The following is a 23,529-nucleotide window of genomic DNA, read 5'->3' on the forward strand; positions in this document are numbered from 1 at the left end:
CGGGAGGGGCGGTCAGGTGCCACGCACCGTGGTGCTTTTCCGGGCCGAACGCAAAAAGGCCCCGGTCCAGGACCGGGGCCAAGCGCGGAGAATGGGGGATTTGAACCCCCGAGGGCGTTAACCCAACACGCGTTCCAGGCGTGCGCCATAGGCCGCTAGGCGAATTCTCCAGTAGCTTTTGAATCAAAAGCAGATACTAGACTACCTGAACTTCGCGGCTTCGCCCAATTGGACCGTCAGGCCGCGGTCGGGAGGCCGATTCGGGGCAGGCCCGATCGTCGGGTAAAGTAGTCGACGGCCCCTCATGTGGCGTCATCCTGTTGAACTCCCCCAGGACCGGAAGGTAGCAAGGGTAAATGGGCTCTGGCGGGTGCATGGGGGGTCTTTTATGTCCGTGCCGATTGGTAGGGTTTAGCTGTGACTGTAACGACCGCCCTGTACCGCAGATACCGCCCCGATTCGTTCGCGGACGTCATCGGACAGGAGCACGTCACGGAGCCGCTGATGACGGCTCTGCGGAAGAACCGTGTCAACCACGCCTACCTCTTTTCCGGACCGCGCGGTTGTGGAAAAACCACCTCGGCCCGTATCCTGGCGCGCTGCCTGAACTGCGCCGAGGGCCCCACCGACACCCCTTGCGGAGTTTGCCCCAGCTGTGTGGAACTGGCTCGCGGCGGCGCAGGTTCACTCGACGTCATTGAAATCGACGCGGCCAGCCACGGTGGTGTCGACGATGCCCGTGACCTCCGCGAACGCGCCACCTACGCCCCCGTCCGGGACCGCTACAAAATTTTCATTATTGACGAAGCCCACATGGTCACATCGGCCGGCTTCAACGCGCTGCTCAAGATCGTCGAAGAGCCGCCGGAACACATCAAGTTCATCTTCGCCACCACGGAGCCGGACAAGGTCATTGGCACCATCCGGTCCCGGACCCACCATTACCCCTTCCGCCTCGTGCCGCCGGAACCCCTCATGGCGTACCTGGAACTGCTCTGCCGGCAGGAAAACGTGGCCGTGGCTCCGGGCGTGCTCTCGCTCGTCATCCGCGCGGGCGGCGGTTCGGTGCGCGACTCGCTCTCAGTCCTGGACCAGCTCATGGCCGGCGCTGGCCCCAACGGACTGGACTATGAGCTGGCCGTGGCCCTGCTGGGCTACACCCACGCCTCCCTGCTCGACGACGTCGTCGAGGCGGTCGCCGCCTCGGACGCGGCGACCGTGTTCCGCGCCGTGGACCGGGTCATCCAGACCGGGCATGACCCGCGCCGCTTCGTGGAGGACCTGCTCGAGCGTTTCCGTGACCTCATCATCGTCCAGGCCATGCCGGAGAGCGCCCAGTCGATCCTGCGCGGCATGCCCGCAGACCAGATTGCACGGATGCAAAACCAGTCGCACAACCTCGGCGCCGCCGAACTGTCGCGCGCGGCAGACGTCACCAACACGGCTCTCACCGAAATGACGGGCGCGACCTCTCCGCGGCTGCACCTTGAACTGCTCTGCGCGCGCATTCTGCTGCCCAGCGCCGAGCAGACCGAGCGCGGCATCGCCGCCAGGATCGACCGGGTAGAGCGGCGTCTGAATTACGCCGGAAACGACGTTAGCGCGCCCGCACCTGCAGCTGCAGCTCCCGGCCAGGCCCCCCAGGAAGCCGCCCGCCCGGCGGAAACCCAGCGTCCAACAGCGGCTCCGGCCGGCCCGCCAGCCGCGAGTCCCGGTCACGCTGCCGCCGGCCGCGAAGCGCAGCCGGAAAGAGTGCCCCTGGTAACGCCGCGGGTCAGCACCAACGACTGGCCGGTGGACGGTCCCGCATCCCCCACCGGCGCTACACGCCCGGAGCCGGTTTCTGCTCCGGAGGCACAGCCGTCCTCGACCAACCGCCCGGAGCCGACGCCGCACACCCCCGCACCGAAAGCCCCCGCCCCGACGGCACCCGTGCACGCCGAACGCCCGGCCGCGGACGTGCCTGCAACGGCACCGGGCGCCGCCCAAAGGCCTGCTTCGGCTCAGGCCCAGGCTCCCGCATCAGCCCCCGCCCCCGCCCCGGCACAGGCCCCCGCTCCCGCATCAGCCTCTGCTCCGGCGTCGGGCTCCGGTCCGGACGTCGAGGTCTTGCGCCGCGCCTGGCCCGACATCCTCCAAACCCTTACCAAGATCAAGCGCAGCACCTGGGCGCTGGTTGAGCCCAACGCCCAGGTCGGCCACTTCGAGGGCCAGGTGCTTACCTTGTCCTTCACCACGTCGGGGCTCGCCGGGGCCTTTGGCCGCGCCGACCACGCCGAGAACCTGCGGCAGGCGATTCACAAAACCATCGGTATCGACTGCCAGATCACCGCAGTCGCTGGCGGAGCCAACAGCACAGCGAGCTCTGAGCCAAACCCAAAAGCTCCTACTAGCCGGGAGGCCACGGCGAGCTCGGCCGACGTGGCCTGGGGCCTGGCGCCCGCCGACGTTGCGGCAGCACCGGACTCCCCGCCCAAGGCCGCCGACGGCGCCGGCGAGCAGTCCGCTGCTGCCCAGTCCGCTGCTGCCGCTTCCTCCGCCGTTGTGCCGCAGGCTGCGCCCGGCGCCCCTGGCCGGCCCGCCCGGCAGGATGTGCCCGCACCCGAACCTGCCCGACAGTCCACGGAGCCGCCCGCCACGGTACCCGCAGCCGCGCCTGCTGCACCCGCTGCACAGACCGGCGCCCCGGCCTGGTCCTCCCCGGGCGCCGGCTCCGACGACAGCGGCTCCTACTCCTACCCGGACGACGACTGGGGCCCGCCGCTGGACGAGGATGCGCCGCCGCTGGACGAAGAGCCGCCGATGGACTGGGTTCCGTCGGCTCCGGCACCGGTCCGGCATGCCGCCGTTGACGCCCCCGCCCCGGCGCCGACCGCACCGCGGGTCCGGTCGGGCAGCAGCGTCGTTGGGACGGCGGCCGGTGCCCCCGTCGCCCCCGCCCAGCCTGCCCATGACCCTTCCGAGGACCCGTGGGCGCGTGCCGTCGAGCAGTCACCCGGGGTCTGGACTGTCGGCACGGAACTGAACGTGGGGCGGCGCGCTCCCGTGGACGCGGCCGCCGAAGTCCCGCAGCCAGGCCCTGAGCCGGAGCGGCCACACTACGAGCCCGCCGCCGCCCAGATCCCCGAACCCGTCGGTGCATTGTCCGCAGTCTCCAACTCCGGGTACGCCGGCGGCTCTGGGGAGCGCGTTCCAGCGACGCAGCGGGAGCCGGTACCTGCCAGCCCTCCCGCGACGCGACTGGAACCCGCGGCCGCCGGCGGAACCGCCCCCATCACTGCGGCAGCTTCTCCGGTCGTGGCCACCGCCTCTGTTGGGGCTCCTCCGGCTACCGGACGGCAAAGCCTCTATCAGCGCCTGTCCAACAGCCCGGAAGCGGAAGCCGGACGTGCAAAGGCCCCCGCACGCGCCGCCGTTGCAGCCACCGCCTACGAGCAGGACATCCCCAGCGCCGACGATGAAACCATCGAGGAATCGGGCGTCTTCGGCCGCGCCGCCGTCGAGCGTATCCTGGGCGGGAAACTGCTCGAGGAACGTTCCCTGGACGGAAGCCCGCTGGCGCCGCGCTCCTAGCCTTCCCGGCGCCGCCCATCCCGGCCGCCGAGCCCCCAAACGAATGAGGAAATTGTGTACGAAGGTGCAGTCCAGGAGCTGATCGACGAGCTCGGCCGGCTTCCCGGCGTAGGGCCCAAGTCCGCGCAGCGGCTCGCGTTCCACATTCTTGAAGCCGACCCCCAGGACATGAAGCGGCTCGTAGAGGCGATCACTACCGTCAAGGAACGGGTCAAGTTCTGCACGGTCTGCGGCAACGTCACCGAGCAGGAACTGTGCAACATCTGCCGCGACCCCCGACGGGACCCGTCTACCATCTGCGTTGTGGAGGAGTCCAAGGACGTCCTCGCGGTGGAGCGCACGCGGTCCTTCCGTGGCCGGTACCACGTGCTCGGCGGGGCCATCAATCCGATTGCGGGTATCGGCCCGGAACAGCTGCGGATCCGCGAACTGCTCACCCGGCTCAACGACGGCGCCATCCAGGAAATCATCATCGCCACCGACCCCAACCTGGAGGGCGAGGCCACGGCGACGTACCTCGCTCGGATGCTGAAGTCGATCGGCATCGCCGTCACCCGGCTCGCGTCCGGTCTGCCCGTGGGCGGAGACCTTGAGTATGCCGACGAAGTAACGCTTGGCCGCGCCTTCGAAGGCCGCCGCAACGCCCTGAGCTAACCGGCAGCCAGCGGCCGCGGAAAGAGCATGCTCCCAAGAACGGGACCTGAAGCCCGGTTGCCAGGGTCCGGCATTTGGTTACAATTCAACTCCGGGTGCCGGGCGGCGATAAACTCGACGGAGAAAGTCGCCGTCGCGCCGTTTGGTTGCTTGGCCCAGAACCCCGATGATCCAGTGAGGGTGCGCGCATGAGTCTGTCCACTACTGAAGTCCACCCCGGCCCGCTGCCGCAGGTGTTGCCCGTTGTTCCAGCATCCACCAAGCACCTTGTGGTGAAAAAGTTCGGCGGTTCGTCCGTGGCGGATGCGGACGGAATTAACCGGGTCGCCCGCCGCGTCGTGGACGCCCACAACGCCGGCGACGAGGTCGTCGTCGTGGTTTCCGCCATGGGCGATACCACGGACGAACTCCTTGATCTGGCCGCCCAGGTGACCAACGCAGCTCCGGCCCGGGAAATGGACATGCTCCTCTCTGCCGGGGAGCGCATTTCCATGGCCCTGCTCGCGATGGCCATCAACAAGTACGGCGCGTCGGCGCAGTCCTTCACCGGTTCCCAAGCCGGCATGATCACCGACGGCATCCACGGCAAGGCGCGGATCATCGACGTCGATCCGCACCGGATCCGCACCGCCCTGGACAAAGGCCACATTGCGATTGTCGCCGGTTTCCAGGGCATGAGCCGTGCCACGAACGAGGTCACCACCCTGGGCCGCGGAGGCTCCGATACGACGGCGGTGGCGCTGGCCGCCGCCCTTGGCGCTGACGTCTGCGAGATCTTCACCGATGTTGACGGAATCTATACCGCAGACCCGCGCGTTGTTCCGTCGGCCCGGAAAATCGACCGCATCTCCAGCGAGGAGATGCTAGACCTGGCTGCCTCCGGCGCCAAAATCCTGCACCTGCGTTGCGTGGAATACGCGCGACGCTTCGGAGTCCCCCTGCACGTCCGCTCTTCATTCAGCCAGAACGAAGGCACCTGGGTGTTGCCCAGTGCCGACGACAAGATCACGATTCAAGAGGGAGTTGCCTTGGAGCAGCCAATCATCTCCGGTGTTGCACACGACCGTTCCGAAGCCAAAGTCACGGTGGTCGGCGTTCCGGACATCCCCGGCAAGGCTGCAGCCATCTTCCAGGTCATCGCCGACGCAAACTCCAACATCGACATGATCGTGCAGAACGTCTCCACGGAGGGGACCGGGCGGACAGACATCTCCTTCACGCTGCCGATGGTTGAAGGCGCCGACGCCCTTGCCGCCCTCCGCGCGGCCCAGGCGGAAATCGGCTTCGAGAACATCGAATACAACGAAAAGATCGGCAAACTGTCGCTGATCGGCGCGGGCATGCGCTCCCACCCCGGTGTTTCGGCGCGCTTCTTCGCCGCACTTTCGGAGGCTGGAATCAACATCAACATGATTTCTACCTCGGAGATCCGCATCTCCGTGGTCACCCACGCTGACATGCTGGACGACGCGGTCCGCGCCATTCACAAGGCGTTCGACCTGGACACCGAGGACGAAGCCACAGTTTACGGCGGCACCGGCCGCTAGAACCCGGCAGGACACAGCGAAGGGTCGGCAGGGCACACACGGCGAAGGGAGCGGCATCTGCCGCTCCCTTTTCCTTTGCCTCCAACCGGCTGCACTCCGTCCGGCTGCCGGTCAGACCTGTTCTTTCGGAAGATCCTCCCGGCGTACGGCGTAGTGGTGTCCCTGCCCGTCGGTCTCTACTTCGAAGCCGGCGAGTTCGGCCTCGGACGCCAACTCAAAGTCATCGTGCTTATGCACGACCGGTGCGGTGTAATCCCCCCGTGAAGCGGGGCCGAATAGGAACCTCGCCCAGGACGACGGGTGCAGGCGCTGCCTGAAGGCCGCCATTTTCAATGCATCCGACATATTTTCCACCCCCTCTCCTGCTGACAGCTACAGTTCAACAGTGTGGCGCGGGGGGCGCCATGCCCTCATTTTACGCCCGACGGCGGCAAAAGGCAGGAGCCGCCGGCCAGTGCCGAGGGGCCCGCCCGGAGCGGACGGAGGCTGCTCTACCGCAACGACTTGTCGTTCGGGTTGCGGGGCACGACGTAGGTGCTGCCGTCCGCGCGGCGGATGGTCTCCCACTGCTGCGTCTCGGCCTGGCGCTGGGCCAGCAGCTGGCGGTTCTCCTCCGTCATCTCATGCTGCAGAGAAGTACGGCTGGCAGGCCCAAAAATGGCCCTGAGCTTGCCGGTCGTGCGCATGAACCGATCGGCGTTGTTTCCCTTTGCCATTCCCACTCCTTCTAGCCACTCCTTCGAGAGGATGTAAGACCAGTGTACACTAATCATTAGCACACTAACTATCAGAAGAAGGGTCCTTTTATGAGCGATGCCGTGACCGCCGGCCCTGCCGACGCTGCTCAGGTCGAGGAGGACCTCCTGCTGGAGCGCCAGCTCTGTTTCGCCCTGACGGTCGCGTCCCGCAGCGTCGTCGGCGCCTACAAGCCCGTTTTGGACAGGCTGGGCCTCACCCACCCGCAGTATCTGGTGATGCTGTGCCTGTGGGAGCGCAGCCCCCGCACCGTCCGGGATATCAGCAATGCATTGGCATTGGAGCCCGCCACGATTTCGCCGCTGCTTCGGCGGCTTGAAGCGGCGGGTTACATCACTCGGGAACGGGCCGAGGGCAATGAGCGGAGCCTGGCCGTCGGGCTGACCTCCAGCGGAGCGGATTTGCGGCAGCAGGCCACGGCGGTTCCGGGGGCCATGATGGCCCGGCTCGGCCTGGACCGTGAGCAAGTCGGTGAACTGCACGCCGCCATGATGCGGCTCATTGCCGCCACCCGCCTGCCGGACCCCGGCGCCGCCGCTTTCCCGGCGCCGGCACCGCCGGCCGACGATTCAGCCCCGGGGTCGACGGGCCGGCCCCAAAGCAATCGACCCATCCCGGTAGTGCGACGCTAGACTTATCTCGAACTGAGGAGATTCGCCCATGCGCCAGCCCCTGATGCCCACCCTGCTCGTCCTGCTGACCGCCGTCGGGCTGGCTGCCTGCTCACCCGGCGGCGGGTCCGCGCAGAGCACCGCTCCGACCGCGCCCCCCTCGGCTACCGCCACACAGCCGACCAGCAGCGCGAGCAGTGCCAGCGCAACCCCCTCCGCGGACACCGAAACCACCGCAGCGGCACCGTCGCCCTCCGCCGCCGCGCCGACCGCCGGTCCCGGGCAGGGCAACGCGGAACTGGCCATCACGGTAAACCCCGGCGACGGCGGACAGACCGTAAATTACACCCTGGTGTGCCAGAACGGCGTCCCGGCCGCAGAGAGCCAGCACCCTGCGGCCGCAGCCGCCTGCGTCGCCTTGAAGGAGAACGCTGCACTGCTCAGCCCAGCCCCCCGCCCCACAGACAAGGTCTGCACCCAGCAGTTCGGCGGCCCGGCGGAGGCCACCGTCACCGGCTCCGTGAACGGCCAACCGGTCGACGCCTCCTTCACTCTGCGGGACGGATGCGCGATCGCCCAGTGGAAGGCCGCCAAGGATGTTCTGGGCTTCTCCAGCGGGGCTGTCTAAACTGCACCATCTTCAGCAGGACGAGTGGCAACGGCGCGAAGCCGGCCATCAGCAACGCGTCTGGGCCTACGCCGACCCCTACCTTGCCCGAAGGTCCACCGGCCAGAAGCACCCCGTTGAGGACTTCCTCTTCACTTACTACACCCAAAAACCGGGTCAACTACTGCGCTGGCACCCGGGCGCCGGCGTCGTGCTGTCCGGACCGGCAGCCACCGCCCGCTCCGGTTGGAAGTATTACCGCGCTCCCGACGCCGGGGAGCTGGCCGCCGCGGGCCTGCGCCCGGGCAGTGACGCTGTGACTGTCGACGTCGAACGCTTCCTCGGCGAGCGGCGCGAGGCGCTGCAGTTCGCCGGCGTTATCCTGGCCGGGACGGCGGCGCGGCCGGCGCAGTTCGGCTGCTTCGGGCTGCACGAGTGGGCAATGGTCTACCGGCAGGACAAGTTTGAACTCCGGCACGAGTATTTGAAACTGCGGCTCGGCTCTGAACGGACGGACCAGGTGGTCGAGGATAACCGGATCCGGTGCTCGCACTTCGACGCGTTCCGCTTCTACACCCCGGACGCCGTGCCGTTGAACAGTCTGGCGCCCAGCCGGGAGAACCAGCGGACGATGGAGCAACCCGGCTGCCTGCACGCGAACATGGACCTCTACAAATGGGCCTACAAGCTGGCGCCGGTGCTGCCGAGCGAGCTGGTTATGGACTGCTTCGAGCTGTCCTGGCGGATCCGCGCCATGGATATGCGTGCCTCGCCCTATGACCTCAGCGAGTGGGGCTATCCGCCCATCAGGATCGAGACGGTCGAGGGCAAGGCCGAATACGTCGAGCAGCAGCGGGACTTCGCCGCCGCCTCCCAGGAGCTGCGGCAACGGCTGCTGCTCGAACTTACCCCGCTGCTGGCAGCCGCCAGCCCGGCTTCTTCCCCGATGCCCGTGCCCCTGCCCGTGCCCCAGAGAGGACGCCCATGACCGACTCCCCCGTGCCGCATGATTCCCACGACATCGACCTCACTATCCGCCTAAGGGAAGCACCGGGTGCTCCGGAAACCGAGTTCCGGCTGACCGCGGACGGGGCAGGCGCATTGGCTGAATCCACCCTGCCCGACCCTGCCGCTGCCCTCGAAGCTCTCCGGTTGCACGCCGAGGCTGTCTTTTTCCCCCGGCCAGGACCGCCCCAACTGTGTACGCAGCAGTACGGAGGTCCGCAGGTTGCCGTAGTCACCGGCCGGTACTTGGGCCGGGACGTGGACCGCGAGTTCAGTCGCACCGACGGCTGCGAAATTTCCCGCTGGCGCGCCATGGCACCCCTGTTGGGCGGCACCGCAGGCTCCACGGGCGCCGTGTAGGTCGAACTTAAACAGCAATGGCCGGCGGTCAAAACCGCCGGCCATTGCTGTTCGCGTGTTGCTAAACGGCGTTGTTCGGAGCCTGCGCCGGGTCCTGGTTCACGACCTTGGCTTGCTCTTTCTTCACCTTTGCGCCCTTATCCAGGTGGGCGGCGTCGCCTGTGCCGGCTTCGTCACCGGGGCCAGCGTTGCTTGCCTGGTCCTCGGAGGTGGGGGCCACCGCGGTGGCGCCTGCCGGCGTCACGATGACGCTGACGAACGTCGGCTCGCTGGCACCCGCGAACGTGATCCGACCGATGTAGGATCCGGCGGCGAGGCCGGTCCAGTTCAGCGTGACCGTGCCGGCCTTGCCGTTGGTCAGCTTCAGCGGGTTCGGCGAGAGCGTCGCGTTGCCGACGTTGGCGCCGAGGACTGCGGCATCGACCGAGGCCTTGCGGGCCTTGCCGTCGGGGCTGGAATACAGGTTCGCGTAGATCGTGTACTTGCCGGCGGCCGGGTTGGCGATGGACAGCGTCTCACTGGAAGAAGACGTCGCCACCTGCTCGACACCGCGGGGGGTGACGACCCACATGTCGAAGTCGGCGTTCGGGTCGGAGGAGAGAACGGAGAACTTAGCCAGCGGCACTCCGGCCGGCACCTGGACCGTCTTGACGAAGGTGGAGGCGTCGGCACGGCCGGTGAACGGACCCGGGACCAGCTCCACGGCGGACGAATCCGCCTTGGAAAGACCGTCCAGGGTCATGCTGACCGGGCTGTTCGTGCCGGACACGACCTTGATGTCACCGGAGCCGGTGGCCGACTCGGTGGTGAGAGTGACATCCTTCGGAGCGACAACGGACTGCGGGCGGACCGAGATCGGGGAGGAGACGGTCTTGCCGGCGCCTTCCCAGGTCAGCGAGCCCATGGCGAACTTCCCGAGCGGTGCACCCTGGTTTTCAAAGGTGACCTTGAAGGTGCGCTGTTCGCCCGCTGCCTTGAAGTTCAGTGCGGCAGGGGCCACGCTGACCTTGATGCCGGGAACGTTGGCCGAGACCTTGTAGACGCCCGGAGTCAGGGCGGTCACCGTACGGGTGACCTCGACCTTGCCGGTGAGGTTGCCCAGCGCGAACGACGGAACATTCATGTCCCGCGACTTGGTGCTGGACGGCAGACCCAGGTCCACGCCGGTGCCCTGGATGAACTTCAGGTAGTCCTCGTAACCGGCGTCGTAAACCAGGCCCGGATCGACCATGCGTGCCGGATCGACCTCGCCCGCGCCGGTGGCGTGGACGTCGGTGTCCTTGGAACCGTCGGCGAGCTTGACCTCGGAGGCGGTGGTCATCATGGCGGACTTGACCGTGGCCGGCGACCAGGTCGGGTTCTTGGCCAGGAGCAGTGCGCCGAAGCCGGCGACATGCGGTGCAGCCATCGAGGTGCCCGACATAAAGCCGAACTTGGCACCGCCGGAGCCGATCGGGGAGACACCCGCCAGGACGGCAACGCCGGGTGCGGCAACGTCCGGCTTCAGCAGGTCCGAGCCGGTGGCCAACAGCGGCCCGCGCGAGGAGAAGCCGGCAATCTGCGGCTGGGCCTCCAGCGGCAGTCCGGTGGTGTCCTTGTTAACCAGGGATACCTTGATGGCCGGGTTGGCCGTGACCTTGTCCTTGATGGCCTGGGTGGCCGGCGGGTTCACGTGCACGGTGGGGACAGCGTGCTGGTCGGTGTCCAGCGAGGAGTTGCTCAGGTTGACCAGGATCATGCCGACGCCGCCGCCGCGGGCTACTTCGGCACTCTTGGCGACACGATCGAAGGTGCCGCGGTCACAGACCACGACCTTGCCGGCAACCTTCGCCGGGTCCAGGGTGTCCGGTCCGCAGAGGGCCGCGTTCGGGTTCCCGGCGGTGGCGGCGGCGGTGGCAGCCAGCACGACGCCGGCGTCCTTGACCTCGCGGTTCATGATGCTGGCGCCGCGGTACTTGGCGCCGTCGGCGAACTCAACCGTGCCCTGGAGCTCCTGGGAGAAGGTGCTGGCCGCGACCGTCGTGACCCAGGGTGCGCCGTGGTTGACGGTGCTGGCGGTGGGGCCGGAGTTGCCGGCGGATGCGGAGACGAAGATGCCTGTTGCGGCGGCGTTCAGGAACGCGACCGACACGGGGTCGATGACCGACGTCGTGGAACCGGAGATCGAGTAGTTCAGGACGTCCACGCCGTCCTCGATGGCCTGCTCGACGGCGGCGACGGAGGAGGAGCTGTAGCAGCCGCCGGTGTTGGGGTCGGTGTCTTCCCAGCACACCTTGTAAACGGAGAGCTTTGCGGCGGGTGCGATGCCGCTGGTCAGGCCGAAGCTGCGACCGTCGACAAAGGTCTCGACGTTGGCGTTGCCGGCCGAGGTGCTGGCCGTGTGCGTGCCGTGGCTGGCGACGTCGACCGGGGAAAGTTGCTCCTCGGGCGCACGGTCGCCGGCGGGAACGTAGCGCAGGAAGTCGTCTGCGAAGTAGTGCGCGCTCAGGACCTTGGAGTTGCAGGCCGAGCCGTCAAAGGATGCACCGGTTCCGGTGCCCTTCTGGCATTCACCGACGAACGTCTCGCCGTCGGCCTTGAGCATCGCGATCTTGCCGTCGGCCGTGCGGTAGGGCACGCCGACGACGGGGTTGCCCACGAGCGGCTTGACCTCCTCGCCGGCGAAGAAGGCGCTGTCGGGCGTGTAGCCGGTGTCAATGACGCCGACAACGACGCCCTTGCCCGCGTTGTCCAGGCCACCGAACTTGGTGTTCCAGGTGCCGTTGGCGCCGCTGAGCTTGAGGAAGTCGGTGCTGGAGTAGTCCGGAGCGTTTTCCGTGTCCGGGGCGACCACCAGGACGCTGGAGTCCTTCGCGAGCTTGATGGCCTGGTCTGTGGTGAGGGTGGCGCTGAAGCCATTGACCGCGGCCGAGAACTGGCGCTGGATCTGGACGTTCTGCTTGGCAGCAAGCGCGGCCTGCTTCTGTTCCAGGTGGGCCCGGTACTTCTTGACCTCACCCTTGTTGGGGTCAAGCTTCTTGCCCTTCTCGGGCTTGGTTGCCGGCAGTCCGTCGGTCGAGCCGTCATACGTCGCTGCGGGCTGACCGGCAAGGAGGACGATGTAGCGGCCGTCGGGGTAGCTGGCAGGGTCCAGATTCTTCTGGGCGACACCGGCAACGGTGGAACCCTGGGCCGGCGCGGCGGTGGCCGGCGCAATGGCGACAGTGGAGAGGAGAACCGGCAAGCCCAGGGTCAGTGCCGCGGCCCTCCGGAGTCCCCCGCTTCGAAGGAAGCTCTTTCCTGGTGATTTCACGAGTGGTTTGAACCTTTCAGAAGGTACGATCCCGGCGCCTTTGCCGGGGACAACGGCCGGTGACAGGGGCAAGAGCTGACTCTCGTCCCCGGCGGATACCAGCCGATTCATACAGTACAGACTGAGAGCCGAATATGACATAGGCCACAGCGGACTGATCCCAATTAGTCATATGACTCAACAAGGGTCGCGTTTGGAGAAGGGCTTCCGGGCATGGGAAAGCCGGGACGGCGCAGCCGCCCCGGCTTCAAACAGGTTCTAAAAAGGCTTGTAGCTCGCCGCTGCAGACAGCTACTGGCGCGGCGTCCGCACGACCTCGCTGATCCATTCCCTGGTTTTGTCGTCCAGCGGACCGGCCACGTTGGTCGACCTGGCGGCGCGGTCCAGCTTGATCTTCTGCAGCACCATGCGGCCAAGGCCTGCAAAGACAGCGGCGGCGATGACGGGGAGCAGTACGGATTTAGGTTTCTGAGCCATTTACCCATCCTAGTGAGCGCAGCACGCCAAACTCTAGCCCACCACCGTGGCAGGACGGCACTGTCACGAATGCGGGTGGCGTCCTGCGGCCGGTAGAATGGGAGTGCAAGCTCGCGGAGCGCCCGAACATGTTGTTAGCAACTCTGCTGTCGTCAGTACACAGCAGACCGGCGTGAGACGGCACCACTCCGCTGCGCCCTTACCCAACGCTCACGCACAGGAGTTGCCGGATGCCCCGGATCGTTGTCGATGTCATGCCCAAGCCCGAGATTCTCGACCCGCAGGGGAAGGCCATCGTGGGTGCGCTGCCCCGCCTGGGCTTCACCGCGTTCAGCTCCGTCCGCCAGGGCAAGCGCTTCGAACTGACCGTCGAGGGCGAAGTGACCGAAGAGATCCTGACCCAGGCACGGAACGCAGCTGCAACCCTGCTGTCGAATCCGGTCATCGAGGACGTCGTCAACGTCGAGGTCGTCGAGGCCTGAGATGACTGAACTCCCCCTGATCGGTGAGGCCGTCGCTGTCGCCGCCCACCCCCAGCTCGCCGGCGCGAAGATCGGCGTCGTCACCTTCCCCGGCACGCTGGACGACCGTGACGCCGCCCGCGCCGTCCGCCTGGCCGGCGCCACCCCGGTGGCGCTCTGGCACGCAGACACCCACCTGGCCGACGTCGACGCCGTCGTCATTCCAGGTGGTTTCTCCTACGGTGACTACCTCCGCGCCGGCGCCATTGCCCGGTTCGCCCCGCTGATGGCCAGGATCATCGACGCCGCGAACTCCGACGCCAGGCTGCCGGTTCTTGGCATCTGCAACGGCTTCCAGATCCTGACCGAGTCGCACCTCCTGCCCGGCTCGATGATCAAGAACGACCACCTGAAGTTCCTCTGCCGCGACCAGGTCCTGCGGGTCGAAAACAACAGCACCGACTGGACCGGCGACTACGCCGCCGGGCAGGAAATCACCGTGCCGCTGAAAAACCAGGACGGCCAGTACATCGCGGACGACAAGACGCTCGATGCCCTGGAGGCGGAGGGCCGCGTGGTGTTCCGCTACGTCGGCTGGAACCCGAACGGCTCGCGCCGCGACATCGCCGGCATCTCCAACGCCGCCGGCAACGTTGTGGGCCTCATGCCGCACCCCGAGCACGCCATCGAACCCGGGTTCGGCCCCGAGACGGGCTCCGGCACCGAGGGCCTCGGCTTCTTTACCTCTGTCCTGAACAAGATCGTGGGAGACAACAAATGACGGAGACGCCCGCAGTGGCAGCGCCCGCGGAGACCGCCAAGAAGTTCAACATCGACACCGTGGAGAACGCGGCCCACACGCCGGACACCGAACTCCCCTGGGCCGCACTGGGCCTGAAGCAGAACGAGTTCGACGAGGTCGTCAAGGTCCTGGGCCGCCGCCCCACCGGCGCCGAGCTCGCGATGTACTCCGTGATGTGGAGCGAGCACTGCTCCTACAAGTCCTCCAAGAACCACCTGCGCCAGTTCGGCGAAAAGGTGACCGAGGAGATGAAGAAGGACATGCTGGTCGGCATCGGCGAGAACGCCGGCGTAACCAACCTCGGCGACGGCTGGGCGGTGACGTTCAAGATCGAGTCGCACAACTCGCCGTCGTTCGTGGAGCCTTACCAGGGCGCCGCGACCGGCATCGGCGGCATCGTCCGCGACATCATCTCGATGGGCGCCCGCCCGGTGGCCGTGATGGATCCGCTGCGCTTCGGCGCGATCGACCACCCGGACACCGCCCGCGTCATGCACGGCGCCGTGGCCGGCATCGGCGGCTACGGCAACTCCCTTGGCCTGCCGAACATCGGCGGCGAGATGGTCTTCGACTCCGTTTACCAGGGCAACCCGCTGGTCAATGCCCTCGCCGTCGGCGTCATGCGGCACGAGGACATCCGCCTGGCCAACGCCTCCGGCAAGGGCAACAAGGTGGTACTCTTCGGCGCCCGGACCGGCGGCGACGGCATCGGCGGCGCTTCCGTGCTGGCGTCCGAATCCTTCGACGACACCAAGCCCTCTAAGCGTCCCGCCGTCCAGGTCGGTGACCCTTTTGCCGAGAAGGTCCTGATCGAATGCTGCCTGGAACTGTTCAAGGGCTCGCTGGTGGAGGGCATCCAGGACCTAGGCGCGGCTGGCATTTCCTGCGCCACGTCTGAGCTCGCCTCCAACGGCGACGGCGGCATGCAGGTCGAACTGACGTCCGTGCTGCTGCGCGACCCCACCCTGACGCCGGGCGAGATTCTGATGTCCGAGTCGCAGGAACGCATGATGGCCGTGGTCACGCCGGAAAACGTGGCCGCCTTCGAGGCCGTCATGGACAAGTGGGCCGTGGAATACTCCTGGCTGGGCGAGGTTACCGACACCGGCCGGCTCATCATCACCTGGGACGGCGAAGTGATCGTCGATCTCGACCCCCGCACCGTCGCGCATGACGGCCCGGTCTACGACCGCCCGTACGCCCGACCGGAGTGGCAGGACGCCGTGCAGGGCGACACTTTCACCGGGTCCGTGCAGGACGCACGCCGCCCCGCCGCCCCCGCCGAACTCGCCGCCGCCGTCACCGAACTCGTGGCCTCGCCGAACATGTGCAGCAAGGCCTGGATCACCAACCAGTACGACCGCTACGTCGGCGGCAACACCGCCATGGCGTTCCCAGACGACGCCGGCGTGGTCCGGGTCGATGAGGAAACCGGGCTGGGCGTGGCCCTGGCCACCGACGCCAACGGCCGGTACACCTACCTCGATCCGTACTCCGGCGCGCAGCTCGCCCTCGCCGAGGCGTACCGCAACGTGGCAACCTCCGGTGCCATCCCGATGGCCGTCAGCGACTGCCTGAACTTCGGCTCGCCCGAGGACCCCGACGTCATGTGGCAGCTCGCCGAGTCCATCCGCGGGCTGTCCGACGCCTGCATGGTGCTCGGCATCCCGGTTACCGGCGGCAACGTCTCGCTCTACAACCAGACAGGCAGCGTTCCGATCCACCCCTCCCCCGTGGTGGCCGTGCTGGGCAAGCTCGATGACGTCGCCCGCCGCACGCCCTCGGGCTGGCGCGAGGACGGCCAGGCGATTTACCTGCTCGGCACGACGGCGGCGGAGCTGGACGGTTCGGAATGGTCCAACCTGCGCGGTCACCTCGGCGGCCGGCCGCCTGCAGTTGACCTCGCCGCAGAGCGCGAGCTCGGCGAGATCCTGATCAACGCCTCCCGTGACGGCATGGTCGATTCCGCGCACGATCTCTCCGAGGGCGGCCTCGCGGCGGCCCTCGTGGAGTCAGCGCTGCGCTACGGCGTCGGCGCCCGCATTTCGCTGCAGGACGTCCTGGACCGCGACGGCGTCGACCTCTTCACCGCACTGTTCTCCGAGTCCCAGGCCCGTGCCGTCGTGGCGGTGCCCCGCTCGGAGGAGATCCGGTTCAAGGACATGTGCACCGCCCGCGGCTTCGAGCACCTGCGGATCGGCGTCGTGGATGCCGAGAGCGGCACGCTGGAGATCAACGGCGTGGACACCCTCAGCCTGGAGACACTCCGCGAAGCCCACGAGGCGACCCTGCCGAAGTACTTCGGCTGACCCCAGCGCCACCGGGTTAGGCGCGAACGGACACTTGTGGCCCTTTTCGAAGGGCCCCAAGTGTCCGTTCGCGCTTATGCGGGGTCAGTCGTCGCTGCGCAGTTCACGCTGGCGGGCGCTGAGCAGCTCCAGCTCCGGCCGCGCGGCGACCAGGCGTTCGACGGCGGCTAGCACTTCCACGAGGTGGGCCCGGTCTGCAGCGACGAGCCCGGCGCCGATTACGGTACGCCGGTACTGGTCGTGGTACTCGGCCTCGGTCACGGAAACGTCGAAGCGGCGTTTGAGCTCGGCGAGCACGGGCCGGACCACGGACCGCTTCTCCTTCAGGCTGTGCACATCGCCGAGCAGGACATCGAGTTCGATCCAGCCGATCCACATGCCCCAAGCGTACCGAGACCGCAGCATGGGGTCAGATGGTGAGTTCGCCCATCAGGTCCCAGCCTTCGCCGTCGACCTGGCGGCTGACAATCCGGGGTGTTTCCTGCAGCGCCTGCGGCATGTCCGCCATGGCCTGCTTGAAGTGGCTGCTGTTGACGTGGTCTCCGGCGGCGTCATCCTTAAAGGCCTCGACCAGGACGAATTCGTTCGGGTCCTCCACGCTGCGGGACCAGTCGAACCACAGATTGCCCGGCTCCTGCCGGGTGGCGCGGGTGAAGTCCTCCACCAGGCCAAGCCAGCGCTCGGACCAGTCGGGCTTGACCTTGAATTTGACGACGATGAAGATCACGGCGGGCGCCTTTCGGTTGGGGTTTCGTTCTTCCATTCTGGCAACTGGGCATGGCGAGGTCACATCCGGACCAGCAGGAGGCGGAAGCTGCCCGGACGGGAGCCTGCGTGGCAGCTGCAGGAGGCAGGCTCAGCAGGTGCCGATGGCCGCCCGGGCGGCTTCCTGCTGCTGCGGGGTGCCGACCCGTTCGGCCCACTGCTCGGCGAGCTGGAATTCGACCATCGCCTCGGTGCAGCGCCCGGCCTCGTGCAGGGTCCAGCCAAGGTTGTTGTGCAGGGGGACCATCCAGCGTTTGGTCCGGGGGTCCTGCGCGGTGGACGCGTACTCCAATGCGCTGCGGGTCCAGGTTTCGGTATGTGCGGTGTCAGCGATCGCCAGCATGTGCAGGGCGTCTACCGCCAGGAAATCTTCGGCCAGGTGGTCCGCGAGTTCGGCGGCGTGTTCGAACAGCGGAACGGCCATTTGGGCTCGGCCGCCGGAGTTCAGCAGCCGGCCGCGTTCCAGCAACACCCGGACGGCCACGGTGGGTTCGTCGCCGTCGATTGATTCCAGCAGCGCATCGGCTTCCTCGAAGCGGCCCTGCAGCCCGATTGCGCGACCCAACTGGGTGGCGAACTCGGCGCGCTCATCGGCGTCGTAGGCCGGGTCCTCCATCGCTGCGCGGAAGCGGGACTCTGAGAGGCCCGGATCCTCGAAGTTCCACATGCGGTCAAGGGTCTGTTGGTCCAGCATCCACCTGCTCCTGATCAGTTCACACCTGCGGCCAGTTCCTGTGCACTTCTAACGTAGCGGGAAGTCACCAGCCGGCGTGCCCGGTCCGTTACGGGGCCGCCGACGGCATAAAACCAGTTAGCCGGCACGCCGAAGGCAGTGAGCTTGATCAGCACCTGCCCCTTTTCATCAAGGGAGATTTCGAACGACTCCTCACCGCGGACCGGGTGCCCGGGCAGCGTACCGTAGCCGAAGCCCGCCGACTGTGGCCCGGGGCCGGGGACGGGCCGGCGCACCCACACCACCTCGCAGGGCGCGTTGATCCGGAAGGGGCCGACGCCGAAGCCGCTCACGACCCGCGTCCCCGGCACCACGACGTCGGATTCCGCACGCACCCGCAGCCCGGCCCGCCGGTGCACCCGCCAAGTCAACAGCCCCTGCACCGCCCGCCGGTAGGCCGCTTCGCCGTCGCCCACGTACGCCTGGGTGATAAGACCCTTGCCGTCCTCCGGCAGCATGCCGGTCTCGGTGGCCCCGATCCCCGCATAGTTGAGCTCCCCGGCGGCGATCCGCTGCTCCCCCGTCACCAGGCCTCCCCGCGGGCAAACCGTGCCCAACCGAGCTGCAGCTGCTGGCGGCGGCTCAAGGTGGCGACCACAAGGTCGTACGAGTCCTCCACCATGTCGCGGATCATGGCATCGGGCAGCTCACCGTCGAGCCTGACCCCGTTCCAATGCCGTTTGTTCAGGTGCCAAGCCCCGGTGATCTCCGGATGCGCGGCACGCAACTGTTCGGCGAGTACGGGTTCACATTTCAGGCTCACGCTGAAGTCCTTCGGATCCATGGCGGACAAGGCGAACATTTTGGCTTGACGCCGGGTCCCGCCGGGCACCGCTGCGCGGACCTTGAAAACAGCGGTCTCAGGGCCGAACGGATAGTCCTCGAAGGCGCCGGGAAACCCCAGGCAGATCCCGCGGAGTGCTGCTGCGTCCATGCTGGAAGCTTACTTCCCGGCGCTGACATCTGCGGAGGGCCTGCGTCCGGGACCGGGCCTGGGGCTGGGGCAAGGGACGGGGACCTGGCTCAGGCGACGTCGAGGAAGTCCTCGAGCAACACCACTTCAAGACCCGCAGCAAGCTGGGCCGCCCGGAAGGCCGCGAGATCGGCGGCGAATTCCGGCCGGAAATGCATCAGCACGATCTCGCCCGGACGAAGGTCCTTGCCGTACTGGTAGTCCATGTGGCCGTCGTTTGCCTTGGCTTCCCAAGTGACGATGGCCTTCATTCCGGCAGCGGCGACGGCCTGCCGCATGGCGAGGGAATACGCGCCGCCGGGCGGCCGGAACAGCGTGGGGCGGCGGCCGAATTGCTGCTGGGCATAGTCCTGCATGGCGTTCATTTCCGCGAGTTGCTGGGCGTACCCCATCTGCGTGACCATGTTGATGTTGTGGTGCACGGTGTGGTTCTCCACGAGACTGCCGCGGGCGATGAAGTTTTTGAAAAAGGCCGGCTGGTCCGCAACAAAGTCCTTGGCCAGAAAGATCGACGCGGGGTAGTCGTACTCCGCCAGCAGCCGGATCATCTCGGGTGTCTTGGTGACACCGTCGTCGATGGTCAGGAAGACCACCGGCAACTTCGTCTCAATCTTCGTGATCACCGGGGCGAGTCCGTTTTGGATCGGCGGCAGCTTGAAATCCGGAGTGAACCCGGCCAGCCGGGGCCTGGGGCTGGGTCCCTCGGGAAGCACCGGCACCTGCAGGCGACCTGGTCGGACCGACGCCGGCAAGGGCGGCGGCGGCGCCGAAGGCTGCGGCGCCCCTGCCGGCCGGGGCCCCGGATCCCTGCCGGAGGTTAACGCCGTCGCCAGCGCAGCTCCCAGCAGGCCCAGGGCGCTCCTGCGGCCCAGGAGCGCCGGAGGCGCTATCCGGTGGCGTGCATACATGTTGTCTTCCCAGGGTCCGCAAAATGGGTCAGCCGCAGACTAGCAGAGCGAAGCCACAGTCGTCGGCAGGATGTAACTAACCGGCCGGACGCGCGTCACCGATGCTGTGTAGCCCCTCCGGAGTGGTTCCGTTAACTTCGTAATCACCGACCATCCGGGCCTTGAACACTGCCGGGTTATGGGTGGCCACTGTCCGCGCATTGCGCCAGTGCCGGTCCAGGGCCTTTGACTTGGAGGTCGATGAGGCACCTGTGACGTCGAAGAGCTGCTGCGCGGCCGAGAGCACCAGTTCCGGAACCAGCAGCTGGGCCTTCTCCACCGCCACTTCGCCTTTGGTGTACCGCTGCGCCAGGGTGAAGTCCAGGTCCTGGTCCGCTGCCGCGTCGAGCTCCCGGGCGGCTGCGCGCACCACGGACTCGGCCGCAAAAACCTTCGCGGAGAGCTGTCCCACCAGCTGAAGGATGAGCGGGTCATGGCGGAACAGCTCGCCCGAGCCGGTGTTGAAGGTCCGCTTGCGGTCCCGGACCAGCACCCGCGCGTCCGCGAGCGCCGCCCGGCCGACGCCGGCCAGGACAGCGAGCAGAACCAGCTGGAAGAAGGCCGGTTCGTGGGTCGTGGACACCGACCGCTGGATGATGTTCGCGTCGGGCACGACCGCGTCCCGGAAGACGGTGGTGCCCGTGCCGGTCAGTTGCTGGCCGAAGCCGTCCCAGTCGTCGAGGATTTCCACGCCAGGCGCGGTGGTGCTGACGACGGCGTACTGCCGGCCTTCAAGGCCTTCGGTGCTGGCGGTGACGGCGATCCAGTCGGCGAAGATCGTGCCGGTGGTGTAGAACTTTTTGCCGTTCAGCAGCCAGTCCCCACCGGCACGACTCAGCGTTGTGCCGGTGGCGCCGAGGACGTTCCCTGACCGCTCCGTGGCGGCGTTTCCGAAAATCTCGCCGGCAACCACCCGCGGGTACCAGCGCTCTTGAAATTGCTGGTCCTCCAGCCCGACCGTCTCGACGAAGGCGAAGTGCGACCGGTACAGGTGCGCCACGGACGGATCCGATTCTGCAAGTTCGATGAGCAGCCGGAAGAGCGGCTCGAAGCCGATACCGTCGCCGCCGTGCGCCGCGGGCACCCGCAACCGGCCGAAACCGGCCTCGTTCAGCCACCGGACCTGCTCGAAGGGCAGGACCCGGTCCTGTTCCCGGGCCAGCGAGCCTTCCGCGATGCGGGCGAAAACCGGCCTGAACCGTTCGGCGAGTGCCTCGTAGCCCGGTTCGGTGGATGTCGCTGGCGCCGTCGCTGGCGCCGCCGTTGATTTTGTCATTGGTTCTCCCTGGTCCTGGCAGCCGGGCTAGAGCTTGGCCACGTCGGCGGCCGGGTCCTGGTCCCACGGGGTGGGCAGGATCCCGCTCTGGTAGTTGGCGAACCAGGCCTTGACCTCAGATGACTGGTAAGCCTCCTTCAGGGCTGCGGCCTTTTCCGAACCGGCGAAGTCTTTCCGGCCGGCCACCACAATCCGGAACGGGACCTGGTTCGCGTCCGGTTCGAAAGCCAGAGCGTCGGCTCTGGTGTGCTTGACGTCGGCCGCCATCCGGGCGACCAGAAAGCCGGCGTCGACGTCGGGCAGGGTCTTGGCCAGGGATTGCTGGTCCACTTCTACGAACTGCAGTTTCTTCGGGTTGGCGGTGATGTTCTTTTGCGAGGTATGGATCACGGTGGCCTCGGAGAGTTCCAGCAGGCCCGCGTCCCGGAGCATGAACAGGGCCCGGCCGTTGTTGGCGGGGTCCACCGGAATGCCGATTTTGGCACCGTCCGGCAGTTCTTTCAGGGACTTGTACTTGTCGGACCAGATCCCCCCGGGGGCGCTGTAGACGTAGAAGAGACCGACGTTATCGAGGCCTTTGTCCTGGTTGAACTGCTTCAGGTACGCGTTGTGCTGGAAGAAGTTGGCGTCGAACTCGCCGTTCGCCACTGCCAGGTTGGGCTGGATGATGTCTGTGACGTAGGTCGGCTCCAGGGTCCAGCCTTTGGCTTCGAGGAGCTTCTTGGCAATCTTCGTAGGCTCTTGGTACGGAGCGGACTCGGTGACGATAATTTTGATGGTCTTTCCGCCGCCGGCCGCGCTGGCGCCGCCGGGGTTGACGAGGCCGCAGCCGGTCATCGTGGAAACGGTGACGGCGCCGGCACCGGCGAGGGCATACTTGAGGAAACTTCGACGCTGCATGGTTTTCGGTCCTTTGCGGGCTAAAAGCTGATGGCTAAACGCTGATGGTGGCGGGCTTGTTTTCGGCCGCGGCGGAAAATTCGGCGAAGGCTCCGCGGAACGCGGCAGCGGGATGCCTGTCGTTCAGACGCGGGCCCGCGCCGAACAGCTTCTCGCGCAGGGTTCCCTGCCCGTATTCGGCCTGGGCAAGGCCGCGGCCGCGAAGCTCGGGCAGTACGCCGCTGATAAAATCGGTGTAGGAACCCGGGAGGGTCTGGTTGATGATGTTGATCCCGTCGATCCCGGCGTCCTGCCATTCTTCAAGGCGGTCGGCAATCTGTTCCGGTGTACCCACCACGCGGTTGGCCCGGCTGCGGTAGAGCGCAATGTCCCGGAGCGTGGGGTCACCGTTTCGAACCGAGGCACGGATGGCCTCAAGATGGCCCCGGCTGCCTTCGGTGGCCAGGTCACCCAGCGGGGTGTCCAGCGGGAGCCCGCCCAGATCGACGCCGAATCCGCCGCCGACGTGCGCCAGCAGGGCTTCAATGTCCAGTGTCTCCTCAAGCTCGGCGGCCTTGCGGTTCGCCTCCGCTTCGGTGCCTCCGACCACAAAGTGCATCCCTTGGAGGAACTTCACGTCGTCCGGGCGGCGCCCGGCGGCAACCGCCTGCCCACGGACGGCGGCCGTGTACTTCGCTGCCGCATCGGTGCTGGGAGCCAGCGTGAAGGTGGCCTCGGCGTTGGCGGCGCAGAACTGCTGGCCCCGGCCGGAACTGCCGGCCTGGAAGAGCACCGGGGTGCGTTGCGGCGACGGCGCCGAAAGGTGCGGCCCGTCGATGGAGTACCGGGGGCCGCGGTGATAAATTTTGCTGACCTTTTCCGGGTCTGCGTGGACCCCGCCTTCCTTGTCGGTGAGGAGTGCCGCGTCCTGCCATGAGCCCTCCCACAGCTTGTAGGCTGCCTCGACGTATTCGTCCGCCCAGTCGTACCGTTCGTCGTGCTTGGTCAGCTCGGTGGCATTGAAGTTGCGGTGCGCGTTTTCCAGCACGCTGGTGACGATGTTCCAGGCCACCCGGCCGTTACTGATGTGGTCCAGGGTGGACATCTGCCGGGCAAACTGGAACGGATGGCTTTGGATGACGGACGACGTCGCCGCCAGCCCGATCTGGCGGGTCGCGGTGGCGAGTGCGGACAGCAGGATTAGCGGATCGTTGGAGGGCACCTGCAGCCCTTTTTCCAGCAGGGACGCCCAGCCGCCGTCGTAATCCCCGTAAAGGCCCACGACGTCGGCGAAGAAGATCGCGTCAAACTTCGCGTCCTCCAGCTCGCGCGCCAAATCGATCCAGAGTGGGAGTTCGTTGAAGCGGTGCTGCTGCGCTTCGGGGCGGCGCCACTGGCCTCCCATGATGTGGCTGGTTGTGTTCATTACGAAGGCGCTGATCAGCAGGCGCGGGCGGGGTCCGTCGAAGCGGGTACTGGTAATTTTCATGGGTTACTTTCGA

General features: G+C 67.0%; 23 protein-coding genes, 1 tRNA gene and 1 other RNA gene. 11 read left to right on the forward strand and 14 right to left on the reverse strand.

Translation table 11 applies throughout. The features are described from left to right. Window positions 1-85: 85 nt before the first annotated feature. Window positions 86-170 (reverse strand) — tRNA-Ser (locus QFZ61_RS01760). A 123-nt stretch (window positions 171-293) separates the two neighbouring features. Here QFZ61_RS01760 and ffs point away from each other — a divergent pair. The 4 genes from ffs to QFZ61_RS01780 all read left to right on the forward strand — a co-directional run bounded on the left by ffs (window position 294) and on the right by QFZ61_RS01780 (window position 5,774). After that, window positions 294-390, forward strand: an RNA gene (gene ffs, locus QFZ61_RS01765) — signal recognition particle sRNA small type. A gap of 27 nt (window positions 391-417) precedes the next feature. Continuing rightward, window positions 418-3,573 (forward strand): DNA polymerase III subunit gamma and tau, encoded by a 3,156-nt coding sequence (locus QFZ61_RS01770; protein WP_307032757.1) that lies wholly within the window; start codon window positions 418-420, stop codon window positions 3,571-3,573. A gap of 54 nt (window positions 3,574-3,627) precedes the next feature. Then, on the forward strand, window positions 3,628-4,227 hold the full coding sequence (recR, locus tag QFZ61_RS01775) for a recombination mediator RecR (RefSeq protein WP_307032760.1): 600 nt from the start codon (window positions 3,628-3,630) through the stop codon (window positions 4,225-4,227). A 188-nt stretch (window positions 4,228-4,415) separates the two neighbouring features. Beyond that, complete coding sequence (locus tag QFZ61_RS01780; RefSeq protein ID WP_307032761.1) at window positions 4,416-5,774, forward strand: aspartate kinase; 1,359 nt, start codon at window positions 4,416-4,418, stop codon at window positions 5,772-5,774. 111 nt (window positions 5,775-5,885) lie between these two features. Here QFZ61_RS01780 and QFZ61_RS01785 read toward each other — a convergent pair whose 3' ends face one another. Both QFZ61_RS01785 and QFZ61_RS01790 read right to left on the reverse strand, forming a co-directional pair. Further along, complete coding sequence (locus tag QFZ61_RS01785) at window positions 5,886-6,101, reverse strand: hypothetical protein (RefSeq protein WP_307037950.1); 216 nt, start codon at window positions 6,099-6,101, stop codon at window positions 5,886-5,888. Between the two features lie 164 nt (window positions 6,102-6,265). Beyond that, the gene (locus QFZ61_RS01790) at window positions 6,266-6,490 is read right to left on the reverse strand and encodes a hypothetical protein (protein ID WP_307032763.1); all 225 of its coding nucleotides are present in this window, start codon (window positions 6,488-6,490) and stop codon (window positions 6,266-6,268) included. A gap of 90 nt (window positions 6,491-6,580) precedes the next feature. On the opposite strand from QFZ61_RS01790, the gene QFZ61_RS01795 reads away from it, so the two are divergent. The 4 genes from QFZ61_RS01795 to QFZ61_RS01810 are packed head-to-tail and all read left to right on the forward strand — an operon-like array spanning window position 6,581 to window position 9,113. Continuing rightward, entirely contained in the window at window positions 6,581-7,162 is a 582-nt protein-coding gene (locus tag QFZ61_RS01795; protein WP_307032765.1) for a MarR family winged helix-turn-helix transcriptional regulator, read from the forward strand. A 28-nt stretch (window positions 7,163-7,190) separates the two neighbouring features. Then, the gene (locus QFZ61_RS01800) at window positions 7,191-7,769 is read left to right on the forward strand and encodes an SSI family serine proteinase inhibitor (protein ID WP_307032767.1); all 579 of its coding nucleotides are present in this window, start codon (window positions 7,191-7,193) and stop codon (window positions 7,767-7,769) included. After that, a complete protein-coding gene (locus QFZ61_RS01805; protein ID WP_307032769.1) occupies window positions 7,738-8,736 on the forward strand; it encodes a 3-methyladenine DNA glycosylase in 999 nt (332 codons plus the stop codon). Before QFZ61_RS01800 ends, QFZ61_RS01805 begins: the two co-directional genes overlap by 32 nt. After that, window positions 8,733-9,113, forward strand: coding sequence for a serine protease inhibitor (locus QFZ61_RS01810; protein WP_307032770.1), 381 nt, complete (start codon window positions 8,733-8,735; stop codon window positions 9,111-9,113). The genes QFZ61_RS01805 and QFZ61_RS01810 overlap by 4 nt, the downstream gene beginning before the upstream one ends. 61 nt (window positions 9,114-9,174) lie before the next feature. Here QFZ61_RS01810 and QFZ61_RS01815 read toward each other — a convergent pair whose 3' ends face one another. Further along, window positions 9,175-12,348: a S8 family serine peptidase gene (locus QFZ61_RS01815; RefSeq protein WP_373427180.1), complete on the reverse strand. Its 3,174-nt coding sequence runs from the start codon at window positions 12,346-12,348 to the stop codon at window positions 9,175-9,177. A 348-nt stretch (window positions 12,349-12,696) separates the two neighbouring features. Further along, complete coding sequence (locus QFZ61_RS01820; RefSeq protein WP_307032774.1) at window positions 12,697-12,882, reverse strand: hypothetical protein; 186 nt, start codon at window positions 12,880-12,882, stop codon at window positions 12,697-12,699. Window positions 12,883-13,112: 230 nt separating this feature from the next. Here QFZ61_RS01820 and purS point away from each other — a divergent pair, with 230 nt between their 5' ends. From purS to purL, 3 genes are read left to right on the forward strand one after another with little or no spacing between them, the layout of a single operon-like run. After that, window positions 13,113-13,364: a phosphoribosylformylglycinamidine synthase subunit PurS gene (gene purS / locus QFZ61_RS01825; protein WP_307032775.1), complete on the forward strand. Its 252-nt coding sequence runs from the start codon at window positions 13,113-13,115 to the stop codon at window positions 13,362-13,364. A gap of 1 nt (window position 13,365) precedes the next feature. Continuing rightward, window positions 13,366-14,124, forward strand: coding sequence for a phosphoribosylformylglycinamidine synthase subunit PurQ (purQ, locus tag QFZ61_RS01830; protein WP_307032777.1), 759 nt, complete (start codon window positions 13,366-13,368; stop codon window positions 14,122-14,124). Then, entirely contained in the window at window positions 14,121-16,454 is a 2,334-nt protein-coding gene (gene purL, locus QFZ61_RS01835; RefSeq protein ID WP_307032779.1) for a phosphoribosylformylglycinamidine synthase subunit PurL, read from the forward strand. Before purQ ends, purL begins: the two co-directional genes overlap by 4 nt. Window positions 16,455-16,538: 84 nt before the next feature. Here purL and QFZ61_RS01840 read toward each other — a convergent pair whose 3' ends face one another. From QFZ61_RS01840 to QFZ61_RS01880, 9 genes are all read right to left on the reverse strand, one after another. Then, complete coding sequence (locus QFZ61_RS01840) at window positions 16,539-16,832, reverse strand: DUF503 domain-containing protein (RefSeq protein ID WP_307032781.1); 294 nt, start codon at window positions 16,830-16,832, stop codon at window positions 16,539-16,541. Between the two features lie 31 nt (window positions 16,833-16,863). Beyond that, on the reverse strand, window positions 16,864-17,181 hold the full coding sequence (locus QFZ61_RS01845; protein ID WP_307032783.1) for a putative quinol monooxygenase: 318 nt from the start codon (window positions 17,179-17,181) through the stop codon (window positions 16,864-16,866). A 129-nt stretch (window positions 17,182-17,310) separates the two neighbouring features. After that, complete coding sequence (locus QFZ61_RS01850) at window positions 17,311-17,913, reverse strand: hypothetical protein (protein ID WP_307032786.1); 603 nt, start codon at window positions 17,911-17,913, stop codon at window positions 17,311-17,313. Window positions 17,914-17,927: 14 nt separating this feature from the next. Then, window positions 17,928-18,479 carry a DUF1990 family protein gene (locus QFZ61_RS01855; RefSeq protein WP_307032788.1) on the reverse strand — a complete coding sequence of 184 codons (552 nt, stop codon included), beginning with the start codon at window positions 18,477-18,479 and terminating at the stop codon, window positions 17,928-17,930. After that, window positions 18,476-18,886 carry an MmcQ/YjbR family DNA-binding protein gene (locus QFZ61_RS01860; RefSeq protein ID WP_307032790.1) on the reverse strand — a complete coding sequence of 137 codons (411 nt, stop codon included), beginning with the start codon at window positions 18,884-18,886 and terminating at the stop codon, window positions 18,476-18,478. Before QFZ61_RS01860 ends, QFZ61_RS01855 begins: the two co-directional genes overlap by 4 nt. 89 nt (window positions 18,887-18,975) lie before the next feature. Then, the gene (locus QFZ61_RS01865) at window positions 18,976-19,638 is read right to left on the reverse strand and encodes a polysaccharide deacetylase family protein (protein WP_307032792.1); all 663 of its coding nucleotides are present in this window, start codon (window positions 19,636-19,638) and stop codon (window positions 18,976-18,978) included. A 271-nt stretch (window positions 19,639-19,909) separates the two neighbouring features. Further along, the gene (locus tag QFZ61_RS01870) at window positions 19,910-21,148 is read right to left on the reverse strand and encodes an acyl-CoA dehydrogenase family protein (protein ID WP_307032794.1); all 1,239 of its coding nucleotides are present in this window, start codon (window positions 21,146-21,148) and stop codon (window positions 19,910-19,912) included. 27 nt (window positions 21,149-21,175) lie between these two features. Further along, a complete protein-coding gene (locus QFZ61_RS01875) occupies window positions 21,176-22,048 on the reverse strand; it encodes a MetQ/NlpA family ABC transporter substrate-binding protein (protein ID WP_307032796.1) in 873 nt (290 codons plus the stop codon). Window positions 22,049-22,082: 34 nt separating this feature from the next. After that, complete coding sequence (locus tag QFZ61_RS01880) at window positions 22,083-23,516, reverse strand: LLM class flavin-dependent oxidoreductase (protein WP_307032798.1); 1,434 nt, start codon at window positions 23,514-23,516, stop codon at window positions 22,083-22,085. Window positions 23,517-23,529 lie beyond the last annotated feature (13 nt).

This window comes from Arthrobacter sp. B3I4 (assembly GCF_030816855.1).
Taxonomy (GTDB): Bacteria; Actinomycetota; Actinomycetes; order Actinomycetales; family Micrococcaceae; genus Arthrobacter.

Coding starts and splice junctions, on each gene's coding strand:
- QFZ61_RS01780 (WP_307032761.1), top strand. CDS start 4,416: ATGAGTCTGTCCACTACTGAAGTCCACCCCGGCCCGCTGCCGCAGGTG.
- QFZ61_RS01785 (WP_307037950.1), bottom strand. CDS start 6,101: ATGGCGGCCTTCAGGCAGCGCCTGCACCCGTCGTCCTGGGCGAGGTTC.
- QFZ61_RS01790 (WP_307032763.1), bottom strand. CDS start 6,490: ATGGCAAAGGGAAACAACGCCGATCGGTTCATGCGCACGACCGGCAAG.
- QFZ61_RS01795 (WP_307032765.1), top strand. CDS start 6,581: ATGAGCGATGCCGTGACCGCCGGCCCTGCCGACGCTGCTCAGGTCGAG.
- QFZ61_RS01800 (WP_307032767.1), top strand. CDS start 7,191: ATGCGCCAGCCCCTGATGCCCACCCTGCTCGTCCTGCTGACCGCCGTC.
- QFZ61_RS01805 (WP_307032769.1), top strand. CDS start 7,738: ATGTTCTGGGCTTCTCCAGCGGGGCTGTCTAAACTGCACCATCTTCAG.
- QFZ61_RS01810 (WP_307032770.1), top strand. CDS start 8,733: ATGACCGACTCCCCCGTGCCGCATGATTCCCACGACATCGACCTCACT.
- QFZ61_RS01820 (WP_307032774.1), bottom strand. CDS start 12,882: ATGGCTCAGAAACCTAAATCCGTACTGCTCCCCGTCATCGCCGCCGCT.
- purS (WP_307032775.1), top strand. CDS start 13,113: ATGCCCCGGATCGTTGTCGATGTCATGCCCAAGCCCGAGATTCTCGAC.
- purQ (WP_307032777.1), top strand. CDS start 13,366: ATGACTGAACTCCCCCTGATCGGTGAGGCCGTCGCTGTCGCCGCCCAC.
- purL (WP_307032779.1), top strand. CDS start 14,121: ATGACGGAGACGCCCGCAGTGGCAGCGCCCGCGGAGACCGCCAAGAAG.
- QFZ61_RS01840 (WP_307032781.1), bottom strand. CDS start 16,832: ATGTGGATCGGCTGGATCGAACTCGATGTCCTGCTCGGCGATGTGCAC.
- QFZ61_RS01850 (WP_307032786.1), bottom strand. CDS start 17,913: ATGCTGGACCAACAGACCCTTGACCGCATGTGGAACTTCGAGGATCCG.
- QFZ61_RS01860 (WP_307032790.1), bottom strand. CDS start 18,886: ATGGACGCAGCAGCACTCCGCGGGATCTGCCTGGGGTTTCCCGGCGCC.
- QFZ61_RS01870 (WP_307032794.1), bottom strand. CDS start 21,148: ATGACAAAATCAACGGCGGCGCCAGCGACGGCGCCAGCGACATCCACC.
- QFZ61_RS01875 (WP_307032796.1), bottom strand. CDS start 22,048: ATGCAGCGTCGAAGTTTCCTCAAGTATGCCCTCGCCGGTGCCGGCGCC.
- QFZ61_RS01880 (WP_307032798.1), bottom strand. CDS start 23,516: ATGAAAATTACCAGTACCCGCTTCGACGGACCCCGCCCGCGCCTGCTG.